The sequence below is a fragment of the Lysinibacillus alkalisoli genome, assembly GCF_014643595.1.
Taxonomy (GTDB): domain Bacteria; phylum Bacillota; class Bacilli; order Bacillales_A; family Planococcaceae; genus Metalysinibacillus; species Metalysinibacillus alkalisoli.
The window spans coordinates 390,498-409,139 of the sequence record NZ_BMJT01000001.1; the positions used below are offsets into that span (position 1 = coordinate 390,498).

At 38.2% G+C, this 18,642-nt stretch carries 19 protein-coding genes; 18 read left to right on the forward strand and 1 reads right to left on the reverse strand.

Going from position 1 to position 18,642, the window contains the following annotated elements; genetic code table 11:
• The first annotated feature begins 111 nt into the window (after positions 1-111).
• The 9 genes from IEW44_RS01645 (at position 112) to IEW44_RS01685 (ending at position 9,573) form a co-directional block, all read left to right on the forward strand.
• Complete coding sequence (locus IEW44_RS01645) at positions 112-1,305, forward strand: acetyl-CoA C-acetyltransferase (protein ID WP_188613429.1); 1,194 nt, start codon at positions 112-114, stop codon at positions 1,303-1,305.
• Positions 1,306-1,317: 12 nt separating this feature from the next.
• The gene (locus tag IEW44_RS01650) at positions 1,318-2,169 is read left to right on the forward strand and encodes a 3-hydroxybutyryl-CoA dehydrogenase (RefSeq protein WP_188613273.1); all 852 of its coding nucleotides are present in this window, start codon (positions 1,318-1,320) and stop codon (positions 2,167-2,169) included.
• A gap of 12 nt (positions 2,170-2,181) precedes the next feature.
• Positions 2,182-3,321: an acyl-CoA dehydrogenase gene (locus IEW44_RS01655; RefSeq protein ID WP_188613274.1), complete on the forward strand. Its 1,140-nt coding sequence runs from the start codon at positions 2,182-2,184 to the stop codon at positions 3,319-3,321.
• A 20-nt stretch (positions 3,322-3,341) separates the two neighbouring features.
• The gene (locus tag IEW44_RS01660; protein WP_188613275.1) at positions 3,342-4,478 is read left to right on the forward strand and encodes an acyl-CoA dehydrogenase; all 1,137 of its coding nucleotides are present in this window, start codon (positions 3,342-3,344) and stop codon (positions 4,476-4,478) included.
• Between the two features lie 3 nt (positions 4,479-4,481).
• Positions 4,482-5,126 (forward strand): TetR/AcrR family transcriptional regulator, encoded by a 645-nt coding sequence (locus IEW44_RS01665; protein ID WP_188613276.1) that lies wholly within the window; start codon positions 4,482-4,484, stop codon positions 5,124-5,126.
• Positions 5,127-5,308: 182 nt separating this feature from the next.
• The gene (locus IEW44_RS01670) at positions 5,309-5,476 is read left to right on the forward strand and encodes a hypothetical protein (RefSeq protein ID WP_188613277.1); all 168 of its coding nucleotides are present in this window, start codon (positions 5,309-5,311) and stop codon (positions 5,474-5,476) included.
• A gap of 83 nt (positions 5,477-5,559) precedes the next feature.
• Entirely contained in the window at positions 5,560-6,147 is a 588-nt protein-coding gene (gene rpoE, locus IEW44_RS01675) for a DNA-directed RNA polymerase subunit delta (protein ID WP_188613278.1), read from the forward strand.
• Between the two features lie 217 nt (positions 6,148-6,364).
• Entirely contained in the window at positions 6,365-7,957 is a 1,593-nt protein-coding gene (pyrG, locus tag IEW44_RS01680) for a CTP synthase (protein ID WP_188613279.1), read from the forward strand.
• Between the two features lie 113 nt (positions 7,958-8,070).
• The gene (locus IEW44_RS01685) at positions 8,071-9,573 is read left to right on the forward strand and encodes an S-layer homology domain-containing protein (RefSeq protein ID WP_188613280.1); all 1,503 of its coding nucleotides are present in this window, start codon (positions 8,071-8,073) and stop codon (positions 9,571-9,573) included.
• A 75-nt stretch (positions 9,574-9,648) separates the two neighbouring features.
• Here IEW44_RS01685 and IEW44_RS01690 read toward each other — a convergent pair whose 3' ends face one another.
• Positions 9,649-10,149, reverse strand: coding sequence for a DUF2529 family protein (locus tag IEW44_RS01690; RefSeq protein WP_188613281.1), 501 nt, complete (start codon positions 10,147-10,149; stop codon positions 9,649-9,651).
• Positions 10,150-10,248: 99 nt separating this feature from the next.
• On the opposite strand from IEW44_RS01690, the gene IEW44_RS01695 reads away from it, so the two are divergent.
• The 9 genes from IEW44_RS01695 (at position 10,249) to rpmE (ending at position 18,627) form a co-directional block, all read left to right on the forward strand.
• Entirely contained in the window at positions 10,249-10,608 is a 360-nt protein-coding gene (locus tag IEW44_RS01695) for a response regulator (protein WP_188613282.1), read from the forward strand.
• Between the two features lie 99 nt (positions 10,609-10,707).
• Positions 10,708-11,562 (forward strand): class II fructose-bisphosphate aldolase, encoded by an 855-nt coding sequence (locus IEW44_RS01700; RefSeq protein WP_188613283.1) that lies wholly within the window; start codon positions 10,708-10,710, stop codon positions 11,560-11,562.
• 81 nt (positions 11,563-11,643) lie between these two features.
• Positions 11,644-12,294, forward strand: coding sequence for a fructose-6-phosphate aldolase (gene fsa / locus IEW44_RS01705; protein ID WP_188613284.1), 651 nt, complete (start codon positions 11,644-11,646; stop codon positions 12,292-12,294).
• Positions 12,295-12,348: 54 nt separating this feature from the next.
• Positions 12,349-13,629, forward strand: coding sequence for a UDP-N-acetylglucosamine 1-carboxyvinyltransferase (gene murA, locus IEW44_RS01710; RefSeq protein WP_188613285.1), 1,281 nt, complete (start codon positions 12,349-12,351; stop codon positions 13,627-13,629).
• A gap of 17 nt (positions 13,630-13,646) precedes the next feature.
• Positions 13,647-14,603 carry a class II fructose-bisphosphatase gene (gene glpX / locus IEW44_RS01715; protein ID WP_188613286.1) on the forward strand — a complete coding sequence of 319 codons (957 nt, stop codon included), beginning with the start codon at positions 13,647-13,649 and terminating at the stop codon, positions 14,601-14,603.
• Positions 14,604-14,685: 82 nt separating this feature from the next.
• Positions 14,686-15,969, forward strand: coding sequence for a transcription termination factor Rho (gene rho, locus IEW44_RS01720; protein ID WP_188613287.1), 1,284 nt, complete (start codon positions 14,686-14,688; stop codon positions 15,967-15,969).
• A gap of 111 nt (positions 15,970-16,080) precedes the next feature.
• Positions 16,081-17,079 (forward strand): AraC family transcriptional regulator, encoded by a 999-nt coding sequence (locus IEW44_RS01725; protein WP_188613288.1) that lies wholly within the window; start codon positions 16,081-16,083, stop codon positions 17,077-17,079.
• A gap of 110 nt (positions 17,080-17,189) precedes the next feature.
• Positions 17,190-18,125 carry an ABC transporter substrate-binding protein gene (locus IEW44_RS01730; protein ID WP_188613289.1) on the forward strand — a complete coding sequence of 312 codons (936 nt, stop codon included), beginning with the start codon at positions 17,190-17,192 and terminating at the stop codon, positions 18,123-18,125.
• A 301-nt stretch (positions 18,126-18,426) separates the two neighbouring features.
• Entirely contained in the window at positions 18,427-18,627 is a 201-nt protein-coding gene (gene rpmE / locus IEW44_RS01735; RefSeq protein ID WP_188613290.1) for a 50S ribosomal protein L31, read from the forward strand.
• Positions 18,628-18,642: the final 15 nt, after the last annotated feature.

Below are 18,642 nucleotides of genomic sequence, written 5' to 3' on the forward strand. Positions count from 1 at the left end.
CAAACTTTACATTGCAATTATTATGGTATTCCTTTAAAATAAAACAAAAGGAGAATGAGCGAGCGTTCAGTCGCGATTGCTTAATTTTAGGGGGTAGAGGGGTGTATGAAAATGAATCGAACAGTTATTTTAGACGGGGCGCGAACAGCCTTTGGCAAAATGGGTGGTGCCTTAAGTTCATTATCGGCAAGTGATCTAGGTGGAGTGGCGATCAAAGAAGCTTTACATCGAGCAAATGTAGCACCAACTCAAGTCGGTGAGGTTATTATGGGGAATGTTTTACAAGCAGGCCAAGGTCAAATACCTTCTCGACAAGCTGCTGTAAAGGGAGGCATACCCTTCCATGTCAAGACAGAAACAATTAATAAAGTATGCGCATCAGGCATGCGAAGTGTTACATTAGCTGACCAAATTATTCGCTTAGGCGAAGAGGAAGTAATCGTTGCAGGGGGCATGGAGTCTATGTCTAAAGCGCCTTATTACTCAATGAATGCACGTCAAGGTTTACGCATGGGGGATGCAAAACTAATTGATGGCATGGTATTTGATGGTTTATCTTGTGCCTTTCATCCAAATCACGTGCATATGGGTACTTATGGCAACTCGACAGCAGATAAGTTCCAATTGTCCCGTGAAGCTCAAGATGAATGGGCAGTACGCAGCCATAAACGCGCAGTTAAAGCGATAGAGACAAACAAATTTGCTGAGGAAATCGTCACAGTAGAAGTACCGCAACGTAGAGGTGAGCCCATTAAGGTGAATCAAGACGAGGCAGTGCGTCCCAATACAACGATGGAGACGTTAGCAACACTTCGTCCAGCTTTTGATAAGGATGGCACGATTACAGCAGGCAACGCACCTGGTGTGAACGACGGGGCATGTGCACTCATCTTAATGAGTGAAAAGAGAGCGCAGCAAGAAAATAAAAAGCCGCTTGCTTATATTTTAGGGCATGCTGAAGTTGGCGTAGCACCTGAAGATTTCCCGCAGACACCAGGCTTAGTCATTAATGAGTTGTTAAAGAAAACAGGCAAAACAATAGATGATATTACAGCCGTTGAGATTAATGAGGCATTTGCAGCAGTGGCTTTAGTAAGTAATCAAATTGCAGGTTTACCTGAGGATAAAGTAAATATCAATGGTGGAGCAGTGGCTTTAGGGCATCCGATTGGGGCATCGGGTGCACGTATTATTTTAACATTAGCTTATGAGCTTAGACGTCAAGGCGGCGGTGTGGGAATTGCTGCAATTTGTTCTGGGGGAGGACAAGGTGACGCGATTATGATTGAAGTACCAAAGGAATAAGGGGAGAATAAAATGGAAATTAAAAAAGTGATGGTCATCGGGGCTGGACAAATGGGGTCAGGTATTGCGCAAGTATGTGCGCAAGCTGGGTTTGAAGTGATACTGAACGATATGAAACAAGCGTTTTATGAGCGCGGCATTGGCGTTATTACTAAAAATTTAACGCGTGACGTGGAGAAAGGCCGCAAAACGGCGGAGCAAAAAGAAGCGATTTTAGGACGTATTACAATGTCTGTAGATTTGAACGATGCAAAAGATGTAGACATTATTATTGAAGCAGCGGTTGAAAATATGGAGATTAAACAAACGATTTTCAAACAATTAGATGAAATTGCACCTTCGCATGCCATTTTAGCAACAAATACTTCTTCACTACCAATTACAGAAATTGCAGCTGTAACAAAGCGTCCTGCTCAAGTGATTGGGATGCACTATATGAATCCTGTACCTGTAATGAAATTAGTGGAAATTATTCGTGGTCTAGCTACTTCTGATGAGGTATATCAAGCGGTTGAGAATATGACGTATCAGTTAGATAAAACACCAGTAGAAGTAAATGACTTCCCTGGTTTTATCTCTAATCGTATTTTGATGCCTATGATAAACGAAGCTGTGTATGCATTATATGAGGGTGTGGCTTCTAAAGAGGCAATTGATGATGTCATGAAAATGGGAATGAACCATCCAATGGGGCCTTTAACATTAGCTGACTTCATTGGTTTGGATACTTGTTTGTATATTATGGAAGTTTTACATGATGGATTAGGTGATAGTAAATACCGTCCTTGTCCATTACTACGTAAGTATGTAGCAGCAGGTTGGTTAGGTAAGAAATCAGGGCGCGGCTTTTACGAGTACGAGTAAGGAGTGAGGAACGTGAATTTACAATTTACTGAAGAGCAATTAATGATGAGAGATATGGTACGTGATTTTGCGCAAAACGAGATTGCACCGTTTATTGAGCGTATGGAAGAAGGGGAGTTCCCCCGTGAAATCCTAGCTAAGATGGGTGAACTAGGCTTGATGGGGATTACAGCACCAGAAGAATTAGGTGGGTCAAACATGGATTTCACCTCTTATATTATTGCGATTAATGAGTTATCGAAGGTAAGTGCAGTAGTAGGTGTTATTTTATCTGTACATACATCAGTGGGGACAAATCCTATCATTTATTTTGGCAATGAGGAGCAAAAACAAAAATATGTACCTAAGTTAGCATCAGGGGAGTATTTAGGCGCATTTTGTTTAACTGAACCTAATGCAGGTTCAGATGCGGGCTCATTGAAGTCAAAAGCGATAAGAGATGGCAATGATTATATCATTAATGGCTCAAAAGTTTTCATTACAAATGGCGGGGAAGCCGATGTTTATGTCGTATTTGCTGTAACAGACGCTACGAAAGGCTCTCGAGGTATTTCAGCCTTTATTGTGGAAAAAGACACAGAAGGCTTGATTATTGGGAAAAATGAAGAGAAAATGGGGTTACACGGTTCTCGTACAGTCCAACTAACATTTGAAAATATGCGCATACCAGAAGAAAATTTGCTTGGTAAAGAAGGCGAAGGTTTTAAAATTGCTATGGCGAACCTAGACGTAGGACGCATAGGCATAGCAGCACAATCTTTAGGAATTGCAGAAGCGGCTTTAGAAGCTGCAACTAACTATGCTAAGGAGAGAGTACAGTTTGGTAAGCCAATAGCAGCACAACAAGGGGTTGGCTTTAAATTAGCCGATATGGCAACAGCTGTAGAAGCATCAAAGTTACTGGTGTATCGTGCAGCTAATTTGCGCTCAGAGGGCAAACCGTGTGGACAAGAAGCATCGATGGCTAAATTATTTGCTTCTAAAACAGCAGTAGAAACTGCTATAGAAGCTATTCAAGTATTTGGCGGATATGGTTATACAAAAGATTATCCAGTGGAGCGTTATTTCCGTGATGCGAAAGTAACAGAGATTTACGAGGGGACTAGCGAAATCCAACGCCTAGTCATTGGGAAACATATGTTAACAGACTAATAAAAAAGGGGATTATAGCAATGAACTTTCAATTATCTGAAGAGCATGAAATGATTCGTAAAATGGTACGCGATTTTGCAGAGAATGAAGTAGCGCCTACTGCAGCAGAGCGTGATGAGAATGAGACTTTTGATATGGCGATCTTTAACCAAATGGCTGAATTAGGATTAACAGGTATCCCGTGGCCAGAAGAGTATGGCGGGGCAGGTATGGATTATTTAGCCTATGTGATTACTATTGAAGAGTTATCACGCGTATGTGCTTCCACAGCAGTCGTGTTATCAGCACACACATCATTAGCGGGATGGCCAATTTATAAGTATGGTAATGAAGAGCAAAAGCAAAAGTATTTACGTCCAATGGCTGAAGGTAAAAAAGTGGGTGCTTATGGTTTAACAGAGCCTGGTTCTGGTTCAGATGCAGGTGGTATGAAAACCACAGCTAGACTCGATGGTGATGCGTATGTATTAAATGGGTCGAAAATCTTCATTACAAATGGTGGTATCGCGGATACATATGTTGTGTTTGCTGTAACAGACCCTACGTCTAAACATGGAACAAGTGCATTTATTGTAGAGGCTGATACGCCAGGATTCTCAGTGGGCAAAAAAGAAAAGAAACTCGGCATTCGCTCATCACCAACAACAGAAATTATGTTTGATAATTGTCGCATACCAAAAGAAAATCTACTTGGTAAAGAAGGCGAAGGTTTTATCATTGCTATGAAAACATTAGATGGTGGGCGTAATGGGATCGCAGCACAAGCAGTGGGGATTGCACAAGGTGCGTTAGATGCGGCAGTAGGTTACGCTAAAGAACGTGTTCAATTTGGTAAACCAATTGCTGCGCAACAAGGCATTTCATTTAAATTAGCTGATATGGCAACACAAACAGAAGCATCTCGCTTACTAACTTATCAAGCAGCATGGTTAGAGTCGAATGATTTACCATATGGTAAAGCTTCTGCAATGGCTAAGTTAATGGCTGGGGATACGGCGATGAAAGTAACGACCGATGCTGTGCAAGTGTATGGTGGTTATGGTTATACAAAAGATTATCCAGTAGAACGCTATATGCGTGATGCAAAAATCACACAAATTTATGAAGGAACGCAAGAGATTCAACGCCTTGTAATCTCGCGTATGTTAACAAAATAATTTATGACTGAAAAACAAGATAAAATAGTAGTACAAACATCTGTAAAAGATGAGAGTTTAATAGCAATTCGCCGTAAACAAATGATCCAAGGCGCCATTAAGTTATTTAAAGAAAAAGGTTTTCATCGTGCGACAACAAGAGAAATTGCTAAAGCAGCAGGTTTTAGCATTGGTACCTTATATGAATATATCCGCTCTAAAGAGGATGTGTTATACCTTGTATGTGACAGTATTTTTAATGAGGTAATGAATCAGTTATCGGAGTTCCCAACACAGTCTGGCACTTTAAAAGAGTTAAAAGGTGCGATTAAAGAGTATTTTTATTTAATTGATGGTATGGTAGATGAATTTACAATTATGTATCAAGAAACTAAATCATTAAAAAAAGAAGCCTTGTTATATGTATTTTCAAAAGAATTTGAGATGGTAGCTATTTTTGAAGAGATTTTAAAAAATTGCGTAGCAACAGGTGAATTAAAGATGTCTGATAAAGAAATTCACCTTGCTGCAAATAATATCGTTGTACAAGGACAGAGTTGGGCTTTCCGTAAATGGGCTTTGCACTCACATCATTCCATTGATGAATTTATTGATTTGCAAACGAAAATGTTTATCAACGGGATTAAAGGATTCTCAGCCAAGGAATAACTATAAAAGTGTAGCGAGTGTGTATCACACTTTACTACACTTTTTTTCGTGTTTGATAAAGTCGTTTTTCTATGTTTTATAGGATGATTTACATAATAAATATGAGTTTTTTGTCATGTTTTAATTATACATAACAATGACTTTTCGCTATAATGAAAAGAAAAGATAGCAGGTGTTAGTAAATGACAAAGGCAACGATTTCATATGGTATAATTGGCGTATTACTTCTTGTCGTAACGATTTTATATAATGAACAATTAGCATCCATTCCGTTGCTACTTTTGTCAGCCTATTTATTTTTTTTAGGAATACAAAAAATGCGACTGATAAAAAAACAAAATTCAAAGTAGCTATTATAATAGAACATTGTATATAATGAATATTATGCTCGCTGACGGTAAGCAAGAGATAATTGAAAGGACGTGCATTTTTAGTGGATTTTCGTAATATGACAGCACAACAATTGGCAGAAGAAGCTTTAGTAGATTTAGCATATGCAGTTTTAAAAGATCAACGTCGCTCGTTAAATTTTGAAGCATTAATGGCTGAGTTACAAAAGTTAAAAGGTTTAACAAATGCAGAATTACAAACTAAATTACAACAATTTTATACAGATATTAATATTGATGGTCGTTTTCTTTTAAACCAAGAAGATGGTTGGGGTCTACGTGAGTGGTATAAAGTAGAGCAAATTGAAGAAGAAACAGCGCCATCTGTTAAAACACGTAAGAAAAAATCAAAAGCTAAAGAAGATGATTTTGACGATGTGGAAGAATTAGAAGCAGAAGAAGCGCTAGAATTCGACGATGAATTAGAAGACTATGAAGAAGACGAAGAAGAAGATGAAAAACCTGTAGTAGAACCAATTGGCTTTGGCAAAGAGGATGAACTAGAGGAAGAAGAAATCGAAGAAGAAGCGGAAATCGACGAAGTGTTGATTGAAGACGAAGAATTTGAACTGGATGAAGAAGATGAAGACCTTGAAGAAGACGACGAAGAAGAATATGAAGAAGAGAAGTAATTCTTTAAATTCGCATTATAAATTTCTTGACTTATAATGCTAATACGTTTAATCTTTTATTTGGGCTCCTTTTAAGAGGAGAATGACCGTATAAATAATACGCTCCCCCTGCAAATATGGCAGGAGGAGCGTTTTTTTATTTTAGCTGTAGCCGATGTGCTAGTGGCTTTTTCTTGTTTTAGGCAAGCATTATGAATGAAAAGGGAGGAATTTTGTAATGACAAAATATATTTTTGTAACAGGTGGCGTAGTATCATCACTTGGTAAAGGAATCGTAGCCGCATCTTTAGGACGTTTATTAAAAAATCGAGGTTTAGAGGTAACGATTCAAAAATTCGACCCGTATATTAACATTGACCCAGGTACAATGAGTCCATATCAACATGGTGAAGTGTTTGTAACAGATGATGGTGCAGAGGCTGACTTAGACTTAGGTCACTATGAACGTTTTATTGATATTAATTTAGGTAAACATTCGACAGTAACATCAGGACGCGTATATCAAACGGTATTAAATAAAGAGCGCCGTGGTGATTACAATGGTGGTACAGTACAAGTAATCCCGCACATTACCAATGAAATTAAAGACCGCATTCAACGCGCAGGCCGTGAGACAAATGCTGATGTCGTTATTACTGAAGTAGGCGGTACAGTAGGTGATATTGAATCATTACCATTTTTAGAAGCAATTCGACAAATGCGTACGAATTTAGGTCACAATAATGTGATGTATATTCACTGTACATTGTTACCTTATATTAAAGCAGCAGGTGAATTGAAAACAAAACCAACGCAACATTCTGTGAAGGAATTGCGTTCATTAGGTATTCAACCAAATATCATTGTTGTGCGTACAGAACAAGAAGTACCTGAAGATATGAAAGAGAAAATTGCGTTATTCTGTGATGTACAAAAACATGAAGTCATTGAATCAGCAGACGTTGAGCATTTATATGAAGTACCACTGAACTTGCACAAACAAGATTTAGACGATATTGTTTTAGACCACTTTGGCTTAGTAGCACCAGAAGCTGACATGGTAGAGTGGCGTGCCTTAGTAGAACGCGTTAAAAATTTACAAGGCACACGTAAAATTGCATTAGTAGGTAAGTATGTTGAGTTACAAGATGCGTATATCTCAGTAGTAGAGGCATTGCGCCATGCAGGTTATCATTATGATACAGATATTGAAATTGACTGGGTGAATGCAGAGGACGTAACAGCTGACAATGTGGCTGATTTATTAGCGTCAGCGGATGGTATTGTTGTGCCAGGTGGCTTTGGTGATCGAGGTGTGGAAGGTAAAATTGAAGCAATTCGTTTTGCGCGTGAAAATGATACACCATTCTTAGGCATTTGCTTAGGCATGCAGTTAGCTACAGTTGAGTTTGCACGCCATGTGCTTAACTTAAAAGGCGCACACTCTACAGAAATTGATGCCGATACAGCTTACCCAATCATTGATATTTTGCCAGACAAAAAAGAAGAAGTAGACCTTGGCGGTACGCTTCGTTTAGGACTATATCCATGTAAAGTTAAAGAGAGTACAAAAGCACACGAGGCGTATGATAATGACTTAGTATATGAGCGTCATCGCCATCGTTTTGAGTTTAATAATGAATATCGAGAGGCGATGGAAGCTGAGGGGCTTGTATTCTCAGGCGTGAGCCCAGATAATCGTTTAGTAGAGATTATTGAGTTACCAACCAACCGTTTCTTTGTAGCAGCTCAATTCCATCCAGAGCTTGTATCTCGTCCAAATCGCCCACAACCATTATTCCGCGATTTTATTAAATCAACATTACAATAATAATTAACAAACCTAGAGAGTGATCTTTCTAGGTTTTTTTATTGAAACCTTTTGTATTACGAAGCGTATAAGATAAAATGGAAGTAGTGACCTAAAGGGAGATGACAATGATTATGACAAAAAAGATGTTTCAATTAGCGATGGCTGCCACATTGACAACAGGAGCAATTGTAGCAGTGGCGCCCACAGCAGATGCCGCGAAATTTACAGATGTGAAAGATAATAGCCCAGCAGGTAAAGCGATTAATGCGTTAGTAGAGCGTGGTGTGATTAAAGGGTATGTTGATGGTACATTCCGTCCTGCTGCAGCTATTACACGCGGGCAAATGGCAAAAATGCTTGCTCACTTATTAGAACTAGAAACAACAGATGTTGTGGATTATGAGTATGCCGATATTCCCCAATCACATCAATATTATGGGGCTATTTCAGCACTAACAGAACTGGGTGTCTTTAGTGGGTATGCCGATAATACATTCCGTCCTAATGAACCGATAAAACGTGAGCAAATGGCGAAGATTTTAGTAGCAGCTTATGAATTGGAGACACCTGTCGAAACAGTCGTTACATTTAAAGACGTATTACGTAATACCGAGGTTTATCATAATATTGCGAGTTTGTATCATTATAAAGTAACAACAGGCATCTCTCCAGAACGTTTTGGTATAGGTGAAAATGTCTCTCGTGGTCAATTTGCTCAATTTATTTTACGAGCAGAGCAAGCGGTTAAAACGCGTGTGAAAGCAACGATTACAGCTAAGCAATTACAAGCTGAAATGATTGATGTTAATTATGAATTAGACGAGGAAGAAGCGCCATTTGTAATACATAATGATGGTGAGACAGTAGGGATTGAACCAATTGCAGAAGGTGAAAGCACCATTATTGTTTCAGGTTCTACAGTGAATGTAGAAGGTGAATATGAAGTTGATATCCAAAAGAAATATGCCGTTACTGTAACGAAAATCAAAGGCGATTTTGCAGTTGAGCTAACAGAGGTAACAGACGTTGAGCCAACCATTATCTCTGTTGAAGAGGAAGCTTTTGGCTTTGATCCAAAGCATATCCGTTTAGAAACCGTAGAAGGTAAAGTCGTAAGTTCAGATATTTTTGGTTATGAAAAAGCATCAGAAGATGAAGAAGATTTAGCTAGTTATTCCCTTACAATTGCCGCAGAAGGCACTTATATCGCTACGTTATCTGATGATTTGGGTAATCAGAAACGATTAGCACTTGTTGTAACAAAGGATGCATTCTCACTTTTAGCTATGGAGGCTATGGAAAAAAATGAAGTAATCATCTCGAATGATGAAATTGGTTTTAACGTAGCTAATACTTATGTTGAACAATATACAGCAGCTATGGGTAGTAACGATTTTGCAGCGATTGCCATGACAGAAGAAGGTTTGAAAATCTCTCGCAATAAAGCAGGCGCGGGTGTGTTTTCTGTTCGCTTAACAAGCGCGCAAGGTGAAGTGCTATTTGTCCATGGACTGATGAAGGAATTAGCAGGTATTACAACAATTGAGTATCAAGTATTGACAGCAGAGCAAATGGAAGAGTTGTTGGCACTTGCTAACTCACTCGGAACATCTGGTGTAGGTATGCCATTTTAAGATAAGGTAAGGAAACAGGCATTGGCGAAGTTTATTTCGCCAATGCCTGTTTTAGTTTCTTAGTTGGATGTACTCTTATTGTATCATCTCATTGAAGCTTAATTTAACAGCTTCATAAACAAATAATGCCGCAAATAAATCGGGGTGCAAAAAGCGCTCACCGGTTTCTCCAGGGATTAGCCCCCCACGCACTTGTAGATTAATATACGTGTAGCTCTCCTCAAATAAGCGATTCTCACCATTTTTCACTTCACTTGCAACAACAGCATAAGGGACATCCAATGTGCTAGCTAAATGAATAGCTGCCTCATCATCTGCTGTTTTTGTGAAAATACAAACACGGTCAGCAGGTGTAAGCGTTGTGTCAGTAGTATAAGGTAGCATTTTATAGAAGGGTTCTTCATTTGTAGCATGTAACATAATAGCTTCAAATTCGTCAAAACAAGCAAAGTAAATATGCCCCTCACCAACACCAGCTTGTGCTAATAAACGGGCCGTGTCCTCAATATTTTCTTCTTCATTTGTAGCAATGCGTTGAAACAAACCTTGAAGTTGTGTCGTTACGATTTTTAACATATTTTCACCTCACAAACATTATAAGTGAAATTGAAAGCAATGTGTTATAGTATGATGACAGTGGATTAATTTCAAAAAAAAACCAAAAGGGGTGGCGAAATGAAAAACGTATTAATCGTAGATGACCAAGAGGGGATTCGTCTATTGTTGCAAGAAGTATTTAAACAAGAAGGTTATCAAACTTATCTTGCAGCAGATGGTTATGAGGCACTGACAATGGCTAAAACGCATGGCCCTGATTGTGTTTTACTCGATATGAAAATACCAGGGATGGATGGCATAACAATTTTACAAGAATTAAAAATGATGTACCCTCAATTGCCTGTCGTTATGATGACAGCATATGGTGAAGTAGATGCCCAAGAGACTACAGAAAAGCTAGGTGCAGTAAAATACTTTTCAAAACCATTTAATATTGCTGAAGTAAAAGAAACTGTTAACAAAATTTTAAAAGGTTAGTCAATCAGGCAGTAGCATAGATAAACGCTTTTTGATATGATTAAGTGGCATATTACTACTAGTTAAAATATCGTATTATCCTTAAGGAGGATTTTCACAATGGCATTAGTATCAATGAAAGACATGTTAATCAAAGCAAAAGATGAAGGTTATGCAGTAGGACAATTTAACATTAACAACTTAGAGTTTACACAAGCCATCTTACAAGCGGCGCAAGAAGAAAACTCTCCTGTTATTTTAGGTGTTTCTGAAGGCGCAGGGAAATATATGGGCGGCTTCATTGCAGTGACACATATGGTAAAAGGTTTAATCGAAAGCTATAATATTACAGTACCAGTGGCTATTCATTTAGACCACGGTTCAAGTTTTGACAAATGTAAGGAAGCGATTGATGCAGGTTTTACATCTGTTATGATTGATGCTTCACACCATTCATTTGAAGAGAATATTAAAATTACATCAGAAGTTGTAGCATATGCTCATAAAAATGGTATCTCAGTTGAAGCCGAATTAGGTACTGTTGGTGGCGAAGAAGATGGCGTTACAGGTGGTATTATTTATGCAGACCCAGAAGAGTGCCGTAAAATGGTTGAGCAAACGGCAATTGACTGCTTAGCACCAGCACTAGGCTCTGTACATGGCCCTTACAAAGGTGAACCAAACTTGGGCTTTAAAGAGATGGAAGAAATCTCGAAATTAGCAGATTTACCATTAGTATTGCATGGTGGTACAGGTATCCCAACAAAAGATATTCAACGTTCAATTTCATTAGGTACAGCAAAAATTAATGTGAATACGGAAAACCAAATTGCAGCAACAAAAGTAATTCGTGAAGTATTAGCTAATGACACTAAAGTGTATGACCCTCGTAAATACTTAGCACCAGCACGCGAGGCAATTAAAACAACGGTTATTGGTAAAATGCGCGAATTCGGTAGCTCACAAAAGGCATAATGGCTATTGCACAAGAGAAGCGCTCGCACGTTTGTCGAGCTTCTCTTGTTTTATCATGAAGATAAAAAGGAGGCAATATACATGAAATTTTTTATTGATACAGCAAATTTTGAGCATATTAAAGTAGCACATCAATGGGGTATGATTGATGGTGTCACAACAAATCCATCATTAGTAGCTAAAGAGAAAGATGTGTCTTTTCATGAGCGCTTAAAAGAAATTGCTACTTTAGTAGAAGGCTCAGTTAGCGGCGAGGTCATTGCAATTGATGCAGAAGGTATGATTAAAGAAGGGCTTGAGCTCTCAGCAATTGCACCAAATATTACAGTGAAATTGCCCATGACACCAGCAGGCTTAACAGCTTGTCGTTATTTTGCTAACAAGGGCATTAAAACGAACGTAACATTAATCTTTAGTGCTAACCAAGCGTTATTAGCGGCTCGTGCAGGTGCTACGTATGTATCACCATTTATTGGTAGATTAGATGATATTGGTCAGGACGGGGCAGCTTTAATTGAAGAGATTGCGACAATTTTTGCTTTGCATAATATTGATACACAAATCATTGCAGCATCAATTCGACATCCTCAACATATCCAAGCAGCAGCCTTAGCAGGTGCACATATTGCCACAACACCTTTTCATGTGTTAGAGCAATTATTTAAGCATCCGCTTACAGACAAAGGTATTGATGCCTTTTTAGCAGATTGGGAGAAGCGTCAAGTGAAATAATAGAGAAGCGCATTCCGTTTGGGGTGAACTTCCATTGAATTAAGGAGAAACGAAATGGATGTATATAAAATTACAGGTGAAAATCGCCTGAAAGGTACAATTAAGGTAAGTGGAGCAAAGAATAGTGCTGTTGCTTTAATACCCGCCACGATTTTAGCCAATTCCCCCGTAACGATTGGTGGTATTCCAGAAATTTCAGACGCATGGTCACTGAAAGCACTTCTTGAAGAGTTTGGCGGTAAAGTTTTATTTCAAAATGGTGTCATGACAGTAGATCCCACAAATATGATTGCGCTACCGCTTCCAAATGGCAATGTGAAAAAGTTACGAGCATCTTACTACTTAATGGGTGCGATGTTGGGGCGTTTTAAAAAAGCAGTAATTGGATTGCCTGGTGGCTGTTTCTTAGGCCCGCGTCCAATTGACCAACATATTAAAGGCTTTGAAGCATTAGGTGCTAAAGTAACAAATGAACACGGTGCTATTTATTTGCGTGCAGATGAGTTAATCGGCGCTAAAATTTATTTAGATGTAGCGAGTGTAGGTGCTACGATTAACATTATGTTAGCGGCAGTAAGAGCTAAAGGTAAAACGGTCATTGAAAATGCAGCAAAAGAGCCAGAGATTATTGATGTAGCTACTTTATTAACAAATATGGGAGCCAATATTAAAGGTGCTGGTACAAGTGTAATTCGCATTGAAGGTGTTGATGAGTTACATGGTACACAACATACAATCATCCCAGATCGTATTGAAGCAGCAACATTTATGATTATGGCAGCAGCTATTGGTGATGGTATTACGATTGATAATGTTATTCCTTTGCATTTAGAAGCGGTAACAGCAAAATTGCGGGAAATGGGTGTAAAAGTAGAAACAGAAGAAGAAAGTATTTTTATACCAAGGACAGATTTTTCAGCATTAAAAGCAGTTGATGTGAAAACATTAGTATACCCAGGTTTCCCGACAGATGTGCAGCAACCTTTATCGGTGTTAATGACACAAGCAACAGGTGCTTCTCGTGTTACTGATACGATTTATCCTGCACGATTTAAACATATTGACGAATTGAATCGTATGAATGCTAAAGGGAGAGTAGAGGGCAATACAGCTATGGTCTCAGGGCCTACACCTTTACAAGGTTCGACAGTAACAGCCACAGATTTACGAGCAGGCGCAGCATTAGTATTAGCCGGTTTAATTGCTGAGGGTGAAACCGAAGTTCGCGATATTTATCATATCGAACGAGGGTACAGTAGTTTAATTGACAAATTATGTGCTCTAGGCGCCGATATTCGACGCGAAAAGATTTCGCTAGAAACAGCGGATAAATAACAGGAGGAAGAAAAGTCATGGAACGTAGTTTATCAATGGAAGTAGTTCGAGTAACAGAAGCAGCGGCAATTGAATCAGCAAAATGGATGGGACGCGGTGATAAAATTTCAGCAGACGATGCGGCAACAACAGCTATGCGCACGATGTTTGATACCATTCCAATGCATGGTACAGTAGTTATTGGTGAGGGCGAGATGGATGAAGCACCAATGCTCTATATTGGTGAAGAATTAGGTTTGCGTAATGGTGGACCAGCAGTGGATATTGCAGTAGACCCACTAGAAGGTACAAACATTGTAGCAAAAGGCAGTAATGGTGCATTAACTGTGTTAGCCATTGCAGACAAAGGCAATCTATTGAATGCACCAGATATGTATATGGAAAAAATCGCTGTAGGCCCAGAAGCAGCAGGGAAAGTAAATATTAACGCTTCTGTAACAGAAAATTTACAAGCTGTAGCAGCAGCAAAAAATAAAGCCGTTTCTGATGTTGTGGCTACATTATTAGATCGACCACGCCATGAAAAAATTGTTGAAGAAATTCGTGCAGCAGGCGCACAAATCAAGTTTATTCAAGATGGTGACGTAAACGCAGCGATTAACACAGCATTTGACCAAACAGGTGTGGATATTATGTTTGGTATTGGCGGTGCACCAGAGGGTGTTATTTCAGCAGCAGCCCTAAAATGTTTAGGCGGGGACTTCCAAGGTCGCTTAGTACCAGAAGATGATGAACAATTAGCACGTTGTGAGAAAATGGGCATTGATGTAAATCAAGTGTTCCAATTAAATGACCTTGTTAAAGGCGACGATGCCATTTTTGCCGCAACAGGTGTAACAGATGGCGAATTATTAAAAGGTGTGCAATATAAAGGTTCATATTGCTTAACCCACTCGGTAGTTATGCGTGCCAAATCAGGCACAGTGCGTTTCATTGAAGGGCGTCACAGCTTAGATAAAAAACCAACGTATTAAGCTAACATGTCGATAAAATCATTGTGATTTTATCGACTCCTTTTTTAAAAAGAATAATTAATTAAGAACTGGAGCTGTGCTTATGTCTAGTTTGACAATTTCTCAGTTAGAAGAGATGACGCTAAAAGAATTATATCGTTTAGCTAAAGAATATAAGATTTCATATTATAGTAAATTAACGAAAAAAGAATTGATTTTTGCTATTTTAAAGTCACGCTCTGAACAAGAAGGTTTCTTCTTTATGGAGGGTGTACTAGAAATTATTTCGCAAGAAGGCTATGGATTCCTTAGACCAATCAACTATTCACCAAGTAAAGAAGATATTTATATCTCCGCCTCACAAATTCGTCGCTTTGATTTACGTAATGGCGACAAAGTTTCAGGCAAAGTGCGACCACCAAAAGAAAATGAACGTTATTACGGGCTATTACAAGTAGAAGCCGTCAATGGTGAAGACCCAGAGACAGCAAAAGACCGCGTTCACTTCCCAGCACTCACACCTCTTTATCCAGACCGTCAAATTAAATTAGAAACATCACCAAATCAAATATCAACTCGTATTATGGACTTAGTATCTCCTGTAGGTTTTGGGCAACGTGGACTAATTGTAGCGCCACCTAAAGCAGGTAAAACCACGTTATTAAAAGAGATTGCCAACTCCATTACAACGAATTACCCTGAAGCAGAGTTAATCGTCTTGTTAATTGATGAGCGTCCTGAAGAAGTGACGGATATTGAACGTTCTGTAAATGCAGACGTTGTGAGTTCTACTTTTGATGAAGTACCAGAAAATCATGTCAAAGTAGTTGAGATGGTGTTAGAACGCGCGCGCCGTTTAGTAGAACAAAAGCGCGATGTTATTATTTTGATGGACTCTATTACACGTCTAGCACGCGCCTATAACTTAGTGATTCCACCTAGTGGCCGTACATTGTCTGGTGGTATTGACCCGGCAGCTTTCCACCGCCCAAAACGTTTCTTTGGTTCTGCGCGTAATATTGAAGAAGGCGGCAGCTTAACAATATTAGCAACAGCATTAGTCGATACAGGCTCACGTATGGATGAAGTGATTTATGAAGAGTTTAAAGGAACAGGCAATATGGAGTTACATTTAGACCGCAATTTAGCAGAACGTCGTATTTTCCCAGCACTTGATATTCGTCGTTCAGGCACACGTAAAGAAGAGTTATTAATTCCTAAAGAGGAGCTAGATAAACTTTGGGCAATTCGTAAAACATTCTCTGACACACCAGATTTTGCAGAGCGCTTTATGCGTAAGTTACGTACAACAAAAACGAATGAAGAGTTTTTTGATAAATTAAACGAAGATATGAAAAAAGCAACAAAAGGCAAAGGTTTATTATAAGAAAGCGAGAATTGCATATTTATGCAGTTCTCTTTTTTTATGTGTGCGCTTTGTAAATGTGCTACTATTAAAGATAATAATAATCATTATCAATTAAAGGTGGCGAATAAAATGAATTATGAATCGCATATGTTGTTATGGGAAAATACACATGCGCAAGTTAGGCAAATACAATATGTTGAAAAAGTAAATACAGATGTAGAAATGATTTTAGGGCATAGTGCCATACTCATTGTAATAGAGGGGGACATGAATTTATGGTTAGATGAAATACCTTATCATATCAACCGTTTAGCGATCTTTCATATAGGGAAGTCAGCCTTTATGCATTTAACAATGAACAAACCATCTACCTATTATTTGCTGTATTATAAGGCGGATGTTGTTTATACAGATGCATGTATTCAACATTTACATATGGAGCATCGTCCTTTTCATAAAAATTTCAGCTGTGTACCAACAAACCCTATTGCCATTGATTTACTTATGCAAAATATGTATATCAAATGGAAAACAGGTTCGTTTGAAGAACATCTCACTGTTAAGATTTTATTTTATGAATTAATTTATCGTATTTTTCATGAATTAACAGAGGAACAAGGAAAACCACACCCCATTGATTTAGCAGCACAAGCGCTAATGTATATGGAGCAGCATATGGACGAAGCGTTTACTATGCAAAAGTTAGCTGATAGTTTAACAATAAGTTCGCGCCATTTATTGCGCGTATTTAAAGCGCGTTATGACATGGGGCCGCAGCAATATTTACTACAAAGGCGCATGGAAGTAGCAAAGCAACATCTGCAAAAAAATGAACATACAATAAAGGCTATTGCTAATCATTTAGGCTATGAGGATGAATATTATTTTAGTCGCGCATTTAAAAAACAAGTAGGGGTAGCACCTAGTATTTATCGCACTACTATTGATACGACGCCTCAATTTGACAGTGTTTTATCCGAACCTTTAATAGGAGAATGCAAAGAGCGAGTGTTACAAATGAAAGCGCAAGAAAAAATAAGGAAACAACGCGTATTGCAAGATATTCAATCTTCATTTTTACAACGACTCTTACATAGAACAACAACAGCTATGGATAAAAGAAGTTAAACGATAACAGCTTCTGTTTTTTTAGGAAATAATAAAAGGGCTTGCAACAGTAAGTGATTTACATTATATTTGATTATGAGAATCATTATCATTTATAAGGGAGATAAAAAATGAAGAAAATAAGTTGTGTATTGTTTGTACTTTTATTGGTCGTCGCAGCCTGCAGCACGAATGATACAAAAAAGGATGAGTCAAAGGAACAAAAGGCAGCTACAAAAACAATTACAACCATTAATGGTGATATTGAAATCCCTACAAATGTTGAGCGTTTAGTAGTAGAAGCCTATTTGCCAACAGCGCTTTTATTAGGGGTAAAACCAATAGGAGCCACAGAACAAGATTTACTAAATGTCCATATTAAAGATCAAATTGAAGGTATTGAAAATACAGGAGAGAGTTCACCAGAAAAAATTCTTGCATTAAAACCAGATTTGATTATCACTGCGAACCCAGACACTAAAGTCTATGAAAAGTTAAGTAAAATTGCTCCAACAATTGTTCTTCCTTATGAAACGTATCGTAATGTAGATGATGAGGTAAACGCACTAGCTGAAATTTTGGGCAAAGAAAAAGAAGGCGATGAGTGGTTAGCTGATTTTCATCAAACAGTAAAAGCTAATCGTGAACGTTTAGAAGGTGTGATGGAACCAAATGAAACAATTGCTTTACTAGGTGCGTACAAAGATGATTATTATGTATATGGCGATGGTATTTATCGTGGTGGACAGGCGATGTATCAACAATTACAATTAAAGCCATCTGAAGGTATTCAAAAAAATATGATTGATAAAGATATTACATTCCAACAAATTGCCTATGAAGTATTACCAGAATATGCGGGTGACTATATTTTCTTAGACGAGTCATATAGTGATGGCATGAATAAAGATGATGAATTGTGGCAATCATTACCCGCCGTAAAAAATGATAATGTATTTTATTTAGATGAAGCTGTATTTTGGCCATTTGATCCGATCGCTGTAAAAAATCAAGTAGTGGTGATTACAGATTGGCTCATTGACAATAAGGAAAAGAAACAAAAATAATACGTCCAAACTTTTGCTTAGAAGAAGGATGTATGCGCTCTAATGACGAAGCAGGATGTTATAACAATCCATGACGTACGCAATTGCGACTAAAAAATGGTGCAATCCAATTATGCATGCCAAATTTTATAAATAATTTTGATGACAGGTAAAAATCCTTGTTTTTCTTTGTATGCTCTGTTATAATTCCTAAAGTATGTATGTTGTGCATATGTAGTCGACATATTCGGGCTATGTAAGGCACAAAACGAAATTACAACTCTGATCTAGCAAATAGTTCAGGGCGAGAGGAGAAACGAATATGAAACAAGGAATTCATCCAGATTACAAACAAGCGACAGTTACATGTTCTTGCGGTAACACATTCACTACAGGTTCTGTAGAAGAAAAAATCACTGTTGAATTATGTAACGAATGTCACCCATTCTATACAGGTCGTCAAAAATTCGCGGCTGCTGATGGTCGTGTGGATCGTTTCAACAAAAAATACGGTCTTAAATAATTTTGCAACACCATA